We start from the raw sequence: 15,882 nt of genomic DNA, 5'->3' as shown, positions 1-15,882 counted from the left end.
TGAACGGATTTCGGCCAAGGAGAAGTCTGTCTATCTTGAACACATGACAGCAGCCGAAAAAGGCGGCCCGTGCATCGTGATGGTCGATGCCTATGCCGCGGTCCGTTCGCTCGTTCTGGAATTCAGGAAGCAGGGGTGCTCCGTCGTCCGCGTGCAGAGCACGCGTGACGTGCCCTTCGTCTACCGGTCGGCCCCGCACGTCCCCGAGGACTTCGTCGCGGACATCGTCCACGACGGCGACCCGGCGGCCACCGCGGACGCTGTCGCGGCGTTCGCGCCGATCGCGGTGATCTCGGGCGGCGAGATCGGGGTGGAGCTCGCGGACCTGCTCGCGGAGCGCCTGGGCCTGCCCGGCAACGGAACCGCCCTGAGCGCAGCGCGCCGCGACAAGCACCTCATGATCGAGACCCTGCGGGCCGCCGGACTGCGCGCCGCCCGGCAGCTGTGGGCCACCGACGCGGACGAACTCGCCGCCTGGCACCGCGAGCTCGGCGGCCGGGTCGTGGTGAAGCCGCCGCGCAGCGCCGGCAGCCAGGGCGTCTCCTTCTGCGACACCCCGGAGGAGTCCGTCGCCGCCTACCGGTCCCTCGCCGACGCGGACGACGTCTTCTCCCAGCCCAACCGGGGGGCCGTGGCCCAGGAGTACCTGGCGGGCACCGAGTACATGGTCAACACCGTGAGCAGGGACGGCCGCCACCACGTGTGCGACGTCTGGCGGACCGGCCGGGTCAGCGCGAACGGCGTCGTCGACCTCTGCGACGCCCTCTCCCTCGTCGACTCCGGCAGCAGGGCCGTGGAGCCGCTCACGGAGTACGGCTTCCGGGTCCTGGACGCCCTCGGCATCCGGCACGGCCCCGCCCACCTGGAGATCAGGATGACCCCGGACGGGCCGTGCCTGGTCGAGATCGGCGCCCGGATCGCCGGCGGCGGCATCCCGGCCGCCGCCGGCCTCGGCATCGGCGCCTCGCAGCTGGAGTGGACCGTCGAGGCGTATCTGCGGCCCGAGCGGTTCCACGCCCGCGCGGGGACGCCGTACGAGGTGAGGCGGTACGCCGCGATCGCCGGCATGGTCTCGCCGGTGGAGGGCGTCCTCCGCGAGTACCGGGGCATCGAGGAGATCGAACGGCTGGAGGGCTTCCACGCCCTGGCGACCCCGGTGAAGCCGGGCCAGGAGATCCGCAGGACCGTCGACGACCTCACGTACCCGGTGATCGTGACGCTGCTGCACGACCTCGACGAGGTCGTGCAGCGCGACCTGAACACCATCCGGCACCTCGACGGCGTCGGTTTCTACGCCCTCGACGGCTCCTGACCGCCGTTCGACCGGAACCCGACCGGCCGTCGGCCGCGCCCCCGTTCGACCGCTGCCGATCCGCGGTCGAACATCAGGCGCGGGCGGCGGCCGGTGTGCGTCGCGTCCAGGAGGGGCGGGGCACCCGGTAGACGAAACTGACCGCCGTACGGGGCTCCGCCGCCGTCGTGTTGGGCGCCGAGCGGTGCACCACCAGGCCGTCGAAGAGGACCGCCGAACCGGCCGGGAGGGGCACGGCCACCGGATCCGTCGCCGGCAGGTGCGCGGCCGCGACGTGCGGCTCGACCGCCGCCGCCAGCCGGGCCTCGCCCGGCAGCCGCTCGCGGTCCCCGGTGTGCGGGAGCAGCCCGAGCAGGTGCGAGCCGGGCAGGAACTCCAGGCAGCCGTTGCGCGGGGTGGCGGGTTCCAGCGCGATCCAGACCGTCACGATGCCGTGCTCGTCCGCGCCGAAGCCGGGCGGCGCGAACGCCAGGTCCTGGTGCCAGGGCTTCGCCGAGCCCACCACGGGCGGCTTGGCCCACAGGAACGCGTTGACCAGGGTGCCCGGATGCCCGCCTGCGGCCCGGGCGACCGGCCCGCCGGCCAGGCCGAGGGAGCGCTGCACCGCGTCGAACTCCGGCACGTGTTCGTGGATGCGGTCCGCCGAGCGGAGCACCCCGGCCAGCGCCCCCGACCCCTGCTGCCAGGCCGCCCAGCCGCCGATGCCGGGGGCTTCGAGGACGAAGTCCCCGGTGGAGACCGTGCGGTCGCGGGCCAGCTCCTCCAGCCGGCCGACCGCCCGCCGGAGCCGGTCGAGCGCGTCGCCGGCCGCGAGCGAGGGGAGCCGGGTGAAACCGTTCTCCCGCAGGTCACGGTATTCGGTGTCGACCATTCGTCGTGTCCTCTCTCCTGATGACGGGTGGGCGCGAACCTACCCCGGATATCTCGCAGAATGCTCTCTTTCGGCGTTCGCGGCCCTTTCCGTTGTAGCGCCTTATCGGCGCTGCCTAAGCTTCTCGGCATGAGGTCGACCGACCGCATGAATCGGAATACCGGAGGGAGTTCACAATGAGCGACGGTACCTTCATGGAGACCCGTGACGCGCAGCAGGAGACCAGCAAGTGGTAATCCGCTGACCAGCGAATTGCGCCGCCCGTACGGATTCGCATTCCGTACGGGCGGCTCGTCGTCCATCGTCCCGAGAGAGAGGTTGAGATGGTAGGAAATCGCGTTGCGCACGTCATCGACATTCCCGCCGACATGCTGGTGATCGACGACTCCACCGACGACCGCTACTGGGCGTCGGTGGAACGGGTCGTCGGCCTCGCGCGCGAGAAGGGCCGGGCCGCCGACGGGGTGCCGCTGCTCGCGACCCTCGCCATCACGCACCCGGAGTGGCCGGTGCGCGCCGGCGCCGTGCGGCTGCTCGCCGAGCACCACGCGGGCGACCCCGCGGCCGACACGGCCGTCGCCGCCTCGACGCACGACACCGTCGACTGGGTCGCCTTCACGGCCCTGAAGGTCATCACCGAGTACCGCATCGCGGCCGCCGTCCCCGACCTCATCCGCATCTCGGGCTGGCCCAGCAACTTCACCAAGCCGGGCTGGGCGCGCAAGCCGGTCGGCTGCGGCGCGGCCCTCACCAAGCGCGCCCTCCTCAGCGTGTTCGGCACCCGCGACCCGGCCGAACTCCGCCGCCTCGAGGACGAGTACTTCTCCGACATGCGGGCCCGGATCGAGGCCGCGCGCAAGCGGCCCCGGCGCAACGCCGACGTCGTCCTGGTGCCCGGCGGCCCGGCGATCATCGGCGCGGTCGAGGAGGCCGACGCCTTCCGCATGCTGACCGACGACCTGACGCTGAGCGCCGTGGACGTGCCCGCCTTCCACATCGACCGCACGACGGTGACCAACGCCCGCTACCGGGAGTTCCTCGAAGAGGTCGGCGACTCAGGCGAGTTCGACCACCCCGACCAGCCGGTGGAGCGGTCGCACCGCCCCGCGCACTGGCACGACCCGCGCTTCAACGCGCCGGATCAGCCGGTCGTCGGCATCGACTGGTACGACGGCTACGCCTTCGCGAAGTGGGCCGGCGGCTCGCTGCCCAGCGAGCACCAGTGGGAGAAGGCCGCGCGCGGCACCGACGGCCGCCGCTACCCGTGGGGCGACGAGTGGGACCCGGCCCGGGTGAACTACGTCGAGCGGGCCTTCGGCGAGAACGTCGCCGACCTCGACTCCCTGGAGGCGCTGCTCGTCACCGTCGAGCAGGGCGAGAGCCCCGCCCACCCGGTGCTGGCCGCGGACGCCCTCCCGGAAGGCGCGAGCCCGTACGGCGTGCTCCAGACCTCGGGGAACGTCTGGGAGCTGACCCGGACCAACTTCTACACCGGCCAGGACATGGACCCCTTCTTCAAGGGCCGCCACCCGCTGGACTTCATGAACCGCAAGGACGCCTTCCACGTCCTGCGCGGCGGCACGTGGACCTCCCCGCCCACCTGCCTCACCACCTTCTACCGGGGCAAGGACCTGATCACCGACCGGCACATGGAGGTCGGCTTCCGCTGCGTGTACGAGGCGGCCGGCTGATGCGCCTGACCTCCCTCGGCCACGCCGCCGTCCTCGTCGAGACGGGCACGGAACGCATCCTCTTCGACCCGTGGCTCACCCAGCGCCTCGACCGCTTCTGGGAGCACCACCCGCCGCTGCCGGACGACCTGGTCCGCCGGGTGCTCGACGAGGGCGTCGACTACGTGGTCCTCAGCCACCACCACTACGACCACCACCACTTCCCGTCGCTGCTCCGGCTCGTCGACGGCGCCGACGTGGACTTCGACGACAGCCCGCGCCAGAGCTCCGGCGTCACCTGCGTCTATCCCGCCGGCCCCGTGCCGCCGCAGCTCACCGCATCGGGGCTCGGGCACCAGGCGATCGCCTGGACGCTGCGCCGCTTCGGCTTCGAGCGCCTGCACCCGGTGACGCCGGGCGACACCGTCACCCTGGGCGGGGCGACCCTGCGGACGTTCCCCTCGGCGGTGTCGTTCCCCGAGATGAGCGTGCTCGTGGAGACCGCCGACGCCTCCGTCATGCTCTGCGGGGACGCCCTCCTGCACGAGGCGACCGTCGCCGCCTTCCAGCGCGACGACGCGCCGCGCCTCGACGCCGTGTTCGTCCCCGCGCACAGCGTCTCGCCGCCGGGCGTGCTCACCGAGCGCCGCGCGCTGACCGACCCGGACGCGGTCCGCGCCCGCGCCGTCGCGAACTTCGACCGGTACGTCGGGACGCTGCCCGCCACCGTGACCGTGCCCTCGTCGTTCGGCTGGCGGGTCAGCGGCGACGGCGAGCGCGACTACTCCTGGTGCAACAGGACGATGTTCCCGTTCACCCCGACCGAGGCCCTCGCGCGCCTCGACGAGCTGGGTCGCGACGGCCTGCTCTGGGGCCCCGGCCAGGTCATGGAGGTGGCGGACGGCAAGGCCGCCCTGACCGACGGGCCGGTCGCGCCCGGCGCGTACGACTTCGACGAGGTCTACGCCGAGGTGCGGCTCGACCCCGGCACACCGGTCCCGCCGTTCGACGCCTCCCTCGACCGGTACGGGCGCCAGACCCGCCCCGCCGAGGACCTCCTCCGCGAGGTGCTCGACCGGCTCGTGGCGACCGACTACTGGTACCGGGCGCTCGACGACGGCGCCGGACGGCACGTCGTGTCGCTGTACGAGGGCGAGGGCGAGGACGAGGACGGGGACGGGGGCGCGGGCGCGGGGAAGGACGAGGGCGCGGCGGGGAACCGCGGCGGCGAGACCGCCTTCCTGCTCGACCCGGTGGCCGGCCGCGTCACCCGCCTCGGCCCCGGCCCCGCCCGCGGCCACGTCGCCGGCGGCGAGGGCTGGACCGAGATCGCGGCGAGCACCCTGGAGGCCATGCTCGGCGCCGACCTGCTGTTCGGCAGCTCCTTCGGCCTGTGGGCCAGCGACGGGGTGCTGCTCTCCGCGGTCTTCCACCACCCGTCGTTCTACACCCGCCACGTCGACCGCGCACTGCGGCAGGAGGCCGGCTCGTGAGCGGCCCCGCCGGCGCGTTCCCCGCCACCGTCGTGGTCGACCACGAGAGCGCCCGCCTGCGCGGCAACCCGCTGGGAGACCCGTACCGGCGGAGCATCGAGGTGCACCTGCCGCCGGGATACGACGGCGTCCGCCGCTTCCCGGTCGTCTACTGGCTGCCCGGGTTCGGCGCCCACCCCGGCCTGACCGGCCGGGCACTCGCCTTCGGCGCCTCCGTCGCCGACCGGCTGCGGCAGGCGATGGAGGACGGCCGGGTGCCGCCCGCGCTGCTCGTCGTGCCGGACTGCACCACCGCCTACGGCGGCTCCCAGTACCTCGACTCCGCCGCGTCGGGCGCGTACGCCGGCTACCTCGCCGAGGTCGTCGCCGAGGTCGACCGGCGGTTCGCGACCCGGCCCGACCCGGCCTGGCGCGCCGTCGGCGGCAAGTCCAGCGGCGGCTACGGCGCGCTGATCGCCGGCATGACCTCCGACCTGTTCGGAGCGGTCGTCGCCTGCTCGCCCGACGCCGGGTTCGAGCACTGCTACCTGCCGCTGCTGCCCGGCACCCTCGACACGATCCGCGCCGCGGGCGGCGTCGAGGGACTGCTCGCCCGCCGGGACACCGGCCCCCACGACGTGCCCTTCATGGTCGCGATGAGCATCGTCGCGATGGGCATGTGCTACGCCGAGAAGCCCGGGACCAGCGCCTCCGACGCGCTGCCGTGCGACCCGGGGACGGGCCTGTTCCGCGACGACGTGTGGCAGCGCTGGCTCACCCTCGACCCGGTGCGGATGCTCCCCGGGCATTCCGGCCGGCTGGCCCGGCTCGGGCTGCTCCACCTCGACGTCGGACAGCGCGACGAGTACGGCATGCACTGGGGCGTCCGCGCCCTGCACGCCGCCCTGCGGGCCCACGACGTCCCGCACGTCTACCGCGAGCACGAGGGCGGCCACCACGGCATCGAGCACGTCTTCACCGAGGCCCTGGCCGGACTCCGGCGGGTCTGGGGGGAACCGGAGGCATTCTCGGAGCGGACGGGGACACCGAAGAGCCGGACACGTCAGGCGGGTTGGGTGAGTGGCACATGTGCGGTATAGCGGGCTTCATCAGTTTCGACGGCCGCCGGGACCGCGCCTGGCTCGACGCGCTCGGCCGGACCATGACCCGGGCCATGGCCCACCGCGGGGAGGGCTCCCGCGCCCCGTACGTCTCCGCGTGCGGCACCGTCATGCTGTGCGCGACCCGGCTCGCCGTCCGCGACCGCAGCCACGCGGGCGACCAGCCGATGGCCGACCCCACCGGCCGGGTCGTGCTCGTCCACAACGGCGAGGTCTACGGCTCCCGTTCGCCCGCCCCGCCGCTGTGGCCGCGCCGCACCAGCTGCGACACCGAGTTCGCCCTCCAGCAGGTCTGCCGCGAGGACGACCCCGCGGACGCCCTGCGGCCCCTCGACGGCATGTTCGCCCTCGCCTGGCACGACACCTCGACCGGCCGGGTCGTGCTGGCCCGCGACCACTTCGGCGTCAAACCGCTCTTCTACGCCCTCACCGAAGGGGGGCTGCTGTTCGCCTCCGAGCAGCAGGTCCTGCTCCGCACCGGCCTGATCACCCCCGAGGTCGACGCCGAGGAGTACCTGCTGCGCTCGTGGATCCGGATGGACGCGGCCGACGACCACACCTGGCTGCGCGGCGTCCGCTCCCTCCAGCCGGCCGAGTACCTGGTGGTCGACCCCACGCGCACGCCCACCCGCACGCGGACCCACCGCTACTGGAAGCCGGCGTCCGTGGACGGCGTCGTCGAGCCCGAGGAGATCAGGGCCGCCTTCGACCGGGCGGTCCGGCAGCGGTCCGTGTCCGACGTCCCCCGGGCCGCGGTGCTCAGCGGCGGCGTCGACAGCACGGCCATCGCCGCCGGCCTGACCGCCGCCGGAGTGCCCCTCGACGGATACGTGCTCCGCTACCAGGACGGCATCGGCGGCTCGGGCGACGACGTCGCCTACGCCACCGAGGTCGCCGAACGCCTCGGGGTGAGGCTGACCGTCTGCGACCTGGACCGGCACGCCGCCGCCGACCTCGTCCCCGTGCTCCCCACCCGGCTGATGCGGCCGCTGCTGCACGGCGCCGAACTCGCCATGCACCACCTCTACGGGACCATCGCCGGCGACCGGAAGGTGGTCGTCTACTCGGGTCACGGCGCCGACGAGCTCTGGGGCTACCAGGACGGCCGCTACTTCCCCGTCGTGGACCCGCTCGCCCCCACGTACATCCACGGCCGGCACTACCTCACGCACCGGCTGCACGCCGACGAACGGCCGGTGTGGGCGCGGCTCGTCGGCTGGATGGCGCACGAGCTCGACGTCGACATGAGCGTCGTCACCGACCGGGTGTGGGAACGCACCATGGACGAGTACCGGGCGCTCAAGACGGCCTCGCCCCTCAAGCGCGGCCGGCACCACCTGATGCGGCGCTTCCTCGTCTACGTCAACGACATGGTCGACGCCACCTCGTCGACCTTCACCCTGGAGGACCGGCCCGTCTTCCAGGACGTCGCCCTCACCGAACTGGCCTTCCGCTGCCCCGAGCACCTGAAGGACACCAACAAGCCCGGCAGCCACAAGGGCCTGCTCAAGGCGGCGCTCGCCGACCTGATGCCGGAGTCGGTACGCCACCGCCGCAAGCAGGGCTTCCCCACCCCCACCGACCCCCGCTACGTGCGGCGGCTCACCGAGCTCGCCGACGGACTCGGCACCCCCTTCGGGCTGCCGCCGCTGCCGGACGCGCTCCGCGCCGAACTGGGCGTCGGCGAATGGATGTTTCTCGCGTCCTCCTCCGCCTGGCTCGACCACCTCGCGGAGTTCAGAACCGAACCGAGGAGCCATGTTGAACCGATCCGTACCCCCGTGGCGCTGGCAGATCCTGGAACGCGCCGCCGACCTTGACCCGGTGCCGCCGGTGCTCACGGAGGCGGTCGCCCAGGACGGCTGCAACTTCGTGGTGTGGCGGCCGGGCGCACTGCCCGCGGGCTGCGACACCAGCGTCGGCACCCTCCGCCGCGAGGCTCCCCCCGGGCGCGTCGAGGCCGAGGGCCGCACCCCCTGGAGCGACGCCAACCCGGCCGGCTACCGCACCGAGATCTCCGGCGGCGGCCGCCGCCTGCGCCTCAAGCAGTTCCACTACGACTGGGCCTTCCCCGCCGCGGACCACCCGTGCCTGTGGGGCAGCGAGACCCGGCCGTACGAGATCGGCGAGGGCCGGGTCGCCTGGCTCGGCACCGACTACCTCGGACACCGGGCCGGCAGCGCCCGGATGGCCCGTACCACCGTCGAACTCTCCGTCCTCGAAGGAGAGTTCACCGACGAGGAACTCGTCGCGCTGTTCGCGGCGCTGCGCCCCGCGGTGCCCCGGGCCGCGGAACGGATCCTGGCCACCCCGTTCGCCGAGCTGAGCTACTGGGCCAGGCACCGGGCCGACATGGTGTCCGTGCCCACCGGCGTCTTCTCCTTCCACCGGCGCGACAGGAGGCACGAGGGCGACTGGCTCCCCTCCGCCGACGTCACCCCCTTCCTCACGGCCCAGGGCGTCCCGGTGACGGCCGGCGCGTTCCGCGCCGAGAGCGCCGCGACCTTCGGGGACGGCGCCGCCGTCCGCGAACTGGAGGTCGTCTACGCCTCGCCGGCCGGCGGCGAACTGCGCCTCACGGCCCAGCGCACCGGCGGCGGCCGCCTGGAGTTCCCGCCCGCCCGCGAGAAGCACCCCGCCACCGAGGAACTCCACGACCTCGGCGGCCGCCCCCTCCACCTCGGCTACCCCGACGCCCGGTACGGCGCCTGCGACGCCTGGTGGCAGCACCCCGACGGCTACGACCTCCGCCTGCTCGGCAGCGCCGGACAGGGCCTCGGCCGCGAGGCCTTCCTCGGCCTGGTCGCCGGCATCGACGCCGCCCTCCGCCTCGGCGGGAACGCCGAGGTGCTGGGATGACCGGGACCGGCCGGGCCGTCCTCGACCCCGCCACCGGGCGCCTCCTCGCCCGCCTGAAGGACACCGACGAGTCCGGCGTCGACGAGGCCGTGACCCGCGCGGACGCGGCCTTCCGCGGCGCGTGGGCCGACACCTCGCCGAGCCGGCGCGGCGAGGCGCTCCGGGCCCTCGGTGACCTGCTGCGCGACGAACGCGAGGTGTTCGCGGAACTGGAGCGCAGCAACGCCGGCAAGCCCACCGCACGGGCGCTCGGCGAGGTCGACTTCGCCGCCCGGGTGCTCGACTGGTTCGCGGCGGCGGCCCGCCACCCGGTGGGGGAGACCCATCCGGCGGGCCCCGGCCTGCGCGCCTACACCGACCGCGTCCCGGTCGGCGTCTGCGCGGCCGTCGCGCCGAACAACTACCCGTTGCTGCTCGCCGTGTGGAAGATCGCCGCGGCCCTCGCGTACGGCAACACCGTCGTGGTCAAGCCCGCGCCCGAGACCCCGCTCTCGCTGCGCCGCCTCGTCGACCGCGCCGGCGAACTGCTCCCCGAGGGCGTGCTCACCGGCGTGTACGGCGGCGCCACCACCGGCCGGCTGCTGTGCGAGCACCCGGCCGTCGGCACGGTGTCGTTCACCGGCTCGACGGCCGCCGGGCGGGACGTCGCACGCCGCTGCGCCGACGGCCTCAAGCCCGTCTCGCTCGAACTCGGCGGAAAGAGCCCCGTGGTGGTCTTCCGCGACGCCGACCTCGACGCGGCCGCGCGGGCCGTCGTCGCCGGATTCACCGGGAACACCGGCCAGATGTGCGTCGCCGCCTCCCGCCTGGTCGTCGACCGGGCCGTGCACGGCGAGTTCGTCGACCGCGTGGCCAAGCTCGCCGCCGGCCTGCGGGTCGGCCGGCCCGCGGACCCCGCCACCGACCTCGGTCCCCTGATCAGCCGGGCCGCCGCCGACCGCGCGGCCGAGGTGGTCGAGGAGGCCGCGGCGAAGGGCGCGCGGGTCGTCCTGCCGCCCGGCGCCACCGGCGTCCGCCACGACCTCGACGGCGGGTTCCACGTCCACCCCGCGATCCTGGACGAAGCGCCGCCGGACAGCCGCGCCTGGCGCGAGGAGATCTTCGGGCCCGTGCTGTCCGTCGCCGCGTTCGACACCGACACCGAGGCCCTGGCCCTGGCCCACGACACCGCGTACGGCCTGTCGGCCTCCGTCTGGACGTCGGACGCCGACCGGGTCGAGCACTTCGGCCGGAACCTGCGCGCCGGCATGGTCTGGGTCAACACCTGGGGCGACACCGAGGAGACCGTCAGCGTCTCCGGCATGGGCCAGTCCGGGTACGGCCGCGAACTGGGCCTCCACGCGGTGGAGGGCTACACCCGGCCCCGCGCCGTCTGGATCGCCCACCGGCCGGGAGGCAGCGGCCGATGACGACCGCCGGCCCGCCGCGGCTCGACTTCCGCAGCGACACCCGCACCCTGCCGGACGCCCGGATGCGCGCGGCCATGGCCGAGGCCCGGGTCGGCGACGACGTGTACGGCGACGACCCCACCGTCGCCCTCCTGGAGGAGACGGTCGCCGGACTCCTGGGCACCGAGGCCGCGTTGCTCGTGCCCAGCGGCACCATGGCGAACCTGATCGCCCCGCTCGCCGCGGCCGGCCCGCCCGGGTCGCCGCCGCCCCGCGTGATCGCCGGCGCCGACACCCACATGGCGTTCCTCGAAGCGGACGGCCTGCGCCGCTTCGGCGGGATCGACCTCGTGACCGTGGCACAGCGCCCCGACGGCCTGCCCGACCCCGACGCCCTGACCGCGCTGCTCGCCGCCGGCGCGGCGGGACGGCCGACCGTGGTGTGCCTGGAGAACACCAGCATGATGCGCTCCGGCAACGCCCTCGACGCCGCCGCCACCCGCACCGTGGCCGACCTGGCCCACCGCCACGGCGCGCACCTCCACCTCGACGGCGCCCGCCTCGCGAACGCGGCCGTGGCGCTCGGCGTGCCGCCGGCCGAACTCGCGGGTCCCGCCGACAGCGTGTCCTTCTCGGTCTCCAAGGGGCTCGGCGGCCCGGTCGGCGGCCTCCTCTGCGGCACGCGCGCGTACGCGACGCGGGCACGCGAGCTGCGGACCTGGCTCGGCGGCTCCCTGCACCAGGCGGGAGTCGTCGCCGCGCCCGCCCTGGTCGCGCTCGGGCGCCTGCCCGACCTGGCCGCCGACCACGACAAGGCGGCCGCCCTCGCCGCGGGCATCGCCTCGGTGCCCGGCGCCGAGGTGATGCGCCCGCCGCGACCGACCAACATGGTCATGGCCCGGCTCGCCGGCCTTACGGCCGACGACTGCGCAACACGCCTCGCCGAGCACGGAGTTCGCGTCCTTCCGCTGCCGAACGGCCATGTCCGCTTCGTGGCGCACCGGTCACACGACATGATCAGTGTGCGCGCGGCCGTCAGCGCCGTGGCGGCCGTGGCGGCCACGCTGCCCGCGAGGCCCGGCCGACAACCGAACGAGCCGTTCCCGGCCGGGGACGGCTCCGCGACATCGATGGAGGAAGCATGACCGACATGCCACCGCGTGGACTGGAGGAGCGGCTCAAGGACACGCGCGCCAGGCTCGAGAACGACGTCGACCTCTGGGTCGCCACCTCCGGCGCCGAGGGCGGAGTCCACCTCATCCCCCTCTCCTACCTCTGGGACGGCACCGCGTTCCTCATCTCGACGCCGCGCGCCTCGATCACCGGCCGCAACCTGCTCGCCGACGGCCGGGTCCGCCTCGGCCTCGGCCCGACGCGCGACGTGGTGATCGTCGACGGCGTCGCCGAGCCGGTGGACGTCGCCGAGCTCGGCCAGGAGGCCGGGGACGCCTTCGCGGCCAAGACCGGCTTCGACCCGCGCGAACTGGAGCAGCCCTACCAGTACTTCCGCATCCGGCCGCAGCGCACCCAGGCCTGGCGCGAGGCGAACGAGCTGGCCGGCCGCGGCCTCATGCGCGACGGGGTCTGGCTCGGCTGACCCCGCGCACGACCCCGCCCCCTCCGCCCGCCGGCCGGTCACACCCCCGTGACCGGCCGGCGGCCGTGCGGGCGGGCCGGGTCCAGCCGTTCTTGACCGGCCCTGAAGAGCCCTTTGCCAGGCTGCGACGGCAATGCATCCGTCGATATTTCTGGAAGGGCGAACATGGGGACAATCGAGGTTCCGGTCCTGATCGTGGGCGGTGGCGGATGCGGTCTGTCCGCCTCCGTCTTCCTGGCCGACCAGGGCGTCGACCATCTGCTGGTGGAACGGCACCCGGACACGTCGAGGATTCCGAAGGCGCACTATCTCAACCAGCGCACGATGGAGATCTTCCGGCAGCACGGCATCGCCGACGACGTCCTCGCCGAGGCGGCACCGCTGGAGATGTTCGGGAAGGTGCGCTGGCAGACCACGCTCGCGGGCGACGGTCCGATGGACCGCCGGCTGATCCACGAGATGGACGCCTTCGGCGGCGGCGAACTGCGCGAGAGCTACGAGGAGGTCGGGCCCGTCCTGCCGGCGAAGCTGCCGCAGATGTGGCTGGAGCCGATCCTGCGCCGCCACGCCGAGAACCGCAGCCCCGGCCGGATCCTCTTCCACCACGAGGTCACCACCTTCTCCGACGAGGGCGACCACGTCCTGGCCGAGGTGCGGAACGTCGAGACCGGGGAGGTCACCACCGTCAAGGCGCAGTACCTGATAGGCGCCGACGGCGGCCGGTTCGTCGGCCCCGAGGTCGGCATCAAGCTGGAAGGCCCGCCCGGACTCGTCAACACCACCACCGCCTACTTCTCCGCCGACCTGTCCGAGTGGTGGGAGGAGGGCACGCTCATCACCCACTTCCTCAGCCCGGAGGACCCCGACCTCTCCAGCAACCTGATCGAGATGGGGCCGAGCTGGGGCAAGGCCTGCGAGCAGTGGGGCCTGCACTTCGCCCCCGGCCCGCCCGGACGCTGGGACGCCGAGACCGTCGTCCCCCGCATCCGCGAGCTGCTGCGCCTGCCGGAACTGGAGATCGAGGTCCACAAGGTCACCGACTGGATCGTGCACGCCCACCTCGCCGACCGCTACCGCGTCGGCCGCGTGCTGATCGCCGGCGACGCCGCGCACCGCCAGCCGCCCGCCGTCGGGCTCGGCCTCAACACCGGCATCCAGGACGCCCACAACCTGGCGTGGAAGCTCGCCGCGGTCGTCAACGGCGGCTCGCCCGACAGCCTGATCGACACCTACGAGTCCGAGCGCCGTCCCGTGGGCCGGCAGAACGTCGACTGGGCCGTGTCCGCCGCCGCCCACCACCAGGTCGTCATCGACGCCGTCGGCGTCGGCCACAACATCCCGGCCGGCCGCCGCGGCCAGCGCCTGGAGGCCTACTTCGACCCGTCCCCGGACGGCGACACCGTGCGGGCCCGGGCCCTGGAGATCTTCCACACCCACCGGGGCGGCTGCCAGTCGCTCGACATGGAGGTGGGCTTCGGTTACGAGGAGGGCGCGCTCGTCCCCGACGGCACCGAGAGGCCGGCCCGCGTCCCGATGCGGAACGTGCACGTGCCGACGTCCCGTCCCGGGCACCGGGTGCCGCACGCCTGGATCAGCCGCGACGGCGAGGTCCTCTCCACGATCGACCTCACCGGCACCAGCGGCTACGTGCTGATCACCGGCCCCGAGGGGACGCCGTGGACGGAGGCGGCCGAGCGCGTGGCGGAGAAGTACTCCGTCCCCCTCGTCACGGCCCGCATCGGCGAGGGCGGCGACTACGAGGACGTGGACGGCGGCTGGGAGGCCGTCCGGCAGATCACCGGCACCGGCGCGCTCCTGGTCCGCCCGGACGGGCACGTCGCCTACCGCGCCACGGAGGGCACCGAGGACCCGGAGCAGGTCCTGACCGAGGTGTTCGCGGCCGTCCTGGACCGCTGACCCGGCTTCCGGAACGACGAGAAGGGGCCGTGCCCGATCGGGCACGGCCCCTTCTCGTCGCCGTCAGGGCCTCGAAGGCCGGGTCAGACGCCGACCGCGACCGAACGCTCGGCGGCCCGCTTCTTCAGGAAGCCCAGGACCTGGTCGGCGGCCTTGCGCGCGGTGGCCATGCAGACGCCGACGCCCACGCCGTCGTACAGCGCGCCGCACACCGCGAGGCCCGGCTGGGTGGCCACCGACTCGCGGATCCGCTTCACCCGGTCCAGGTGCCCGACCGTGTACTGCGGCAGGGCGTCCTCCCAGCGGCTCACCCGGCTCGCCACCGGGACGCCGGTCACGCCGATGGCCTCGGCGAGCTCGGCCGCCGCCACCGCGACCAGGTCGGCGTCGTCGCGCCGCAGCAGGTGGTCCTCGCCGAACCGGCCGAGCGCGCAGCGGACGATCTCCACCTCGCCGGCCAGGTGCGGCCACTTCACGGTGGTGAAGGTGACCTCCTTGACGAGCTTCCCCTCCGTCGCCGGCACCCGGTAGGCGGCGTAGCCGCGGCCGTGGAGGCCGCCGCCGGTGAACGCCGCGTGCGGGTAGGCGAGCGTCACCGTCGCCACGCTGGAGTACGGGACCTCGGCGAGCGCCGAGGCCGCCGCGGAGGCGCCGGGGACCCCGGCCAGCAGACGGCCCGCGGGCCCGGCCGGCACGGCGACGACGACGGCGTCGGCGTCGAGGTACTCCGGGTCGGTGACGGGACCCACGGCCAGCCGCCAGCCGTCGGCGGTCCGGGTGAGCTCCCGGACGGACGCCCCGGTGCGCAGCGAGGCGTCCGGCGCCGCGGCCAGCACCTCCCGCACCAGCGTCGGGGGCAGCGAACCGAAGCCGCCCTCCAGGGTGGCGACGCTCACCGGCGGCGGCTTCTCGCCCTCCGCGAGCACCGGCGTCAGCGAACCCGCCGCGTCCGCGAGGGACACGTGGTTGCGGGACGCCATCGCCAGCGGCGTCAGCGTCGCCTCGAACGACAGGTCCTCGGCGCGGCCGGAGAACACGCCGGCGAGGAACGGGTCGACGAGGCGGTCCACGACCTCCTGGCCGAGGCGCCCGCCGACGAACGACGCGACCGAGACGTCCCCCTCCCGGTCGAACGAGGGCAGCGCCAGGTCCTGGCGCGCCCGGTCGAGACCGGCGGCGGACAGCACGCCGGACTGGGCCAGGTCGTCCATGTCGCAGGGCACGCCCATGAACTGCCGGTCCGGCTGGTGGCGTATGCCGTCCTTGGTGAGGATCGCCGACGCGGTGACGCCCGCCGACATGATCCGGTCGCCGAGCCCGGCCTCCTTGATCAGGCCGGTCGTCTTGCGGCGGTTGGCGTACAGCGACTCGGCGGCCTCGTCGACCGGCACCCCGGCCACGTCGGAGACCTTGAGCTTGCCGCCGATCCGGTCCGAGCTCTCCAGGAGCGTCACCCGGACCGGTTCGTCACGCAGGTAGAACGCTGCCGCAAGGCCCGCGATACCACCCCCGACGATGACCACATGGGGCTTCCCGCTCGCCTGATCCCGTTCGCTCCCGGCCATTCCACCAGCTCCTTGATGAATGATGCATACGGTGTCGTAGGACCCGCCCCGGCGCCGACGGGTCGGCGCCGTGACGGGCTTCGGCAGTCTGACCGGGGCCCCCGGAACCC

Annotated in this window: 12 protein-coding genes; 10 read left to right on the top strand and 2 right to left on the bottom strand. The window is 74.1% G+C overall.

Annotated features, from left to right (window positions below; translation table 11 throughout):
* Nucleotides 1-43: 43 nt before the first annotated feature.
* Entirely contained in the window at nucleotides 44-1,312 is a 1,269-nt protein-coding gene (locus AC067A_RS17610) for an ATP-grasp domain-containing protein (RefSeq protein ID WP_479243354.1), read from the top strand.
* Between the two features lie 73 nt (nucleotides 1,313-1,385).
* Here the strand turns inward: AC067A_RS17610 and AC067A_RS17605 are convergent, their stop codons facing one another.
* The gene (locus AC067A_RS17605) at nucleotides 1,386-2,183 is read right to left on the bottom strand and encodes a phytanoyl-CoA dioxygenase family protein (protein WP_479243353.1); all 798 of its coding nucleotides are present in this window, start codon (nucleotides 2,181-2,183) and stop codon (nucleotides 1,386-1,388) included.
* A gap of 323 nt (nucleotides 2,184-2,506) precedes the next feature.
* Here AC067A_RS17605 and AC067A_RS17600 point away from each other — a divergent pair, with 323 nt between their 5' ends.
* The 9 genes from AC067A_RS17600 (at nucleotide 2,507) to AC067A_RS17560 (ending at nucleotide 14,207) form a co-directional block, all read left to right on the top strand.
* Nucleotides 2,507-3,874, top strand: a complete 1,368-nt coding sequence (locus AC067A_RS17600; protein WP_479243352.1) for an SUMF1/EgtB/PvdO family nonheme iron enzyme — start codon at nucleotides 2,507-2,509, stop codon at nucleotides 3,872-3,874.
* Entirely contained in the window at nucleotides 3,874-5,346 is a 1,473-nt protein-coding gene (locus tag AC067A_RS17595; RefSeq protein ID WP_479243351.1) for an MBL fold metallo-hydrolase, read from the top strand. The genes AC067A_RS17600 and AC067A_RS17595 overlap by 1 nt, the downstream gene beginning before the upstream one ends.
* On the top strand, nucleotides 5,343-6,425 hold the full coding sequence (locus AC067A_RS17590) for an alpha/beta hydrolase (RefSeq protein ID WP_479243350.1): 1,083 nt from the start codon (nucleotides 5,343-5,345) through the stop codon (nucleotides 6,423-6,425). The genes AC067A_RS17595 and AC067A_RS17590 overlap by 4 nt, the downstream gene beginning before the upstream one ends.
* The gene (locus AC067A_RS17585; protein ID WP_479243349.1) at nucleotides 6,413-8,266 is read left to right on the top strand and encodes an asparagine synthetase B family protein; all 1,854 of its coding nucleotides are present in this window, start codon (nucleotides 6,413-6,415) and stop codon (nucleotides 8,264-8,266) included. Before AC067A_RS17590 ends, AC067A_RS17585 begins: the two co-directional genes overlap by 13 nt.
* Nucleotides 8,205-9,305 carry a hypothetical protein gene (locus AC067A_RS17580; RefSeq protein ID WP_479243348.1) on the top strand — a complete coding sequence of 367 codons (1,101 nt, stop codon included), beginning with the start codon at nucleotides 8,205-8,207 and terminating at the stop codon, nucleotides 9,303-9,305. The genes AC067A_RS17585 and AC067A_RS17580 overlap by 62 nt, the downstream gene beginning before the upstream one ends.
* Nucleotides 9,302-10,714 (top strand): aldehyde dehydrogenase family protein, encoded by a 1,413-nt coding sequence (locus AC067A_RS17575; protein WP_479243347.1) that lies wholly within the window; start codon nucleotides 9,302-9,304, stop codon nucleotides 10,712-10,714. The genes AC067A_RS17580 and AC067A_RS17575 overlap by 4 nt, the downstream gene beginning before the upstream one ends.
* Complete coding sequence (locus AC067A_RS17570) at nucleotides 10,711-11,838, top strand: threonine aldolase family protein (RefSeq protein ID WP_479243346.1); 1,128 nt, start codon at nucleotides 10,711-10,713, stop codon at nucleotides 11,836-11,838. Before AC067A_RS17575 ends, AC067A_RS17570 begins: the two co-directional genes overlap by 4 nt.
* Nucleotides 11,835-12,290 (top strand): pyridoxamine 5'-phosphate oxidase family protein, encoded by a 456-nt coding sequence (locus tag AC067A_RS17565; RefSeq protein WP_479243345.1) that lies wholly within the window; start codon nucleotides 11,835-11,837, stop codon nucleotides 12,288-12,290. The genes AC067A_RS17570 and AC067A_RS17565 overlap by 4 nt, the downstream gene beginning before the upstream one ends.
* Before the next feature lie 165 nt (nucleotides 12,291-12,455).
* Entirely contained in the window at nucleotides 12,456-14,207 is a 1,752-nt protein-coding gene (locus AC067A_RS17560; protein WP_479243344.1) for an FAD-dependent monooxygenase, read from the top strand.
* Between the two features lie 83 nt (nucleotides 14,208-14,290).
* Here AC067A_RS17560 and hemG read toward each other — a convergent pair whose 3' ends face one another.
* Nucleotides 14,291-15,772 carry a protoporphyrinogen oxidase gene (hemG, locus tag AC067A_RS17555; protein ID WP_479243343.1) on the bottom strand — a complete coding sequence of 494 codons (1,482 nt, stop codon included), beginning with the start codon at nucleotides 15,770-15,772 and terminating at the stop codon, nucleotides 14,291-14,293.
* Between the last annotated feature and the right edge of the window lie 110 nt (nucleotides 15,773-15,882).

Source organism: Streptomyces sp. NPDC043176, assembly GCF_056436715.1.
This window is presented reverse-complemented; position numbering and strand designations above follow the sequence as displayed.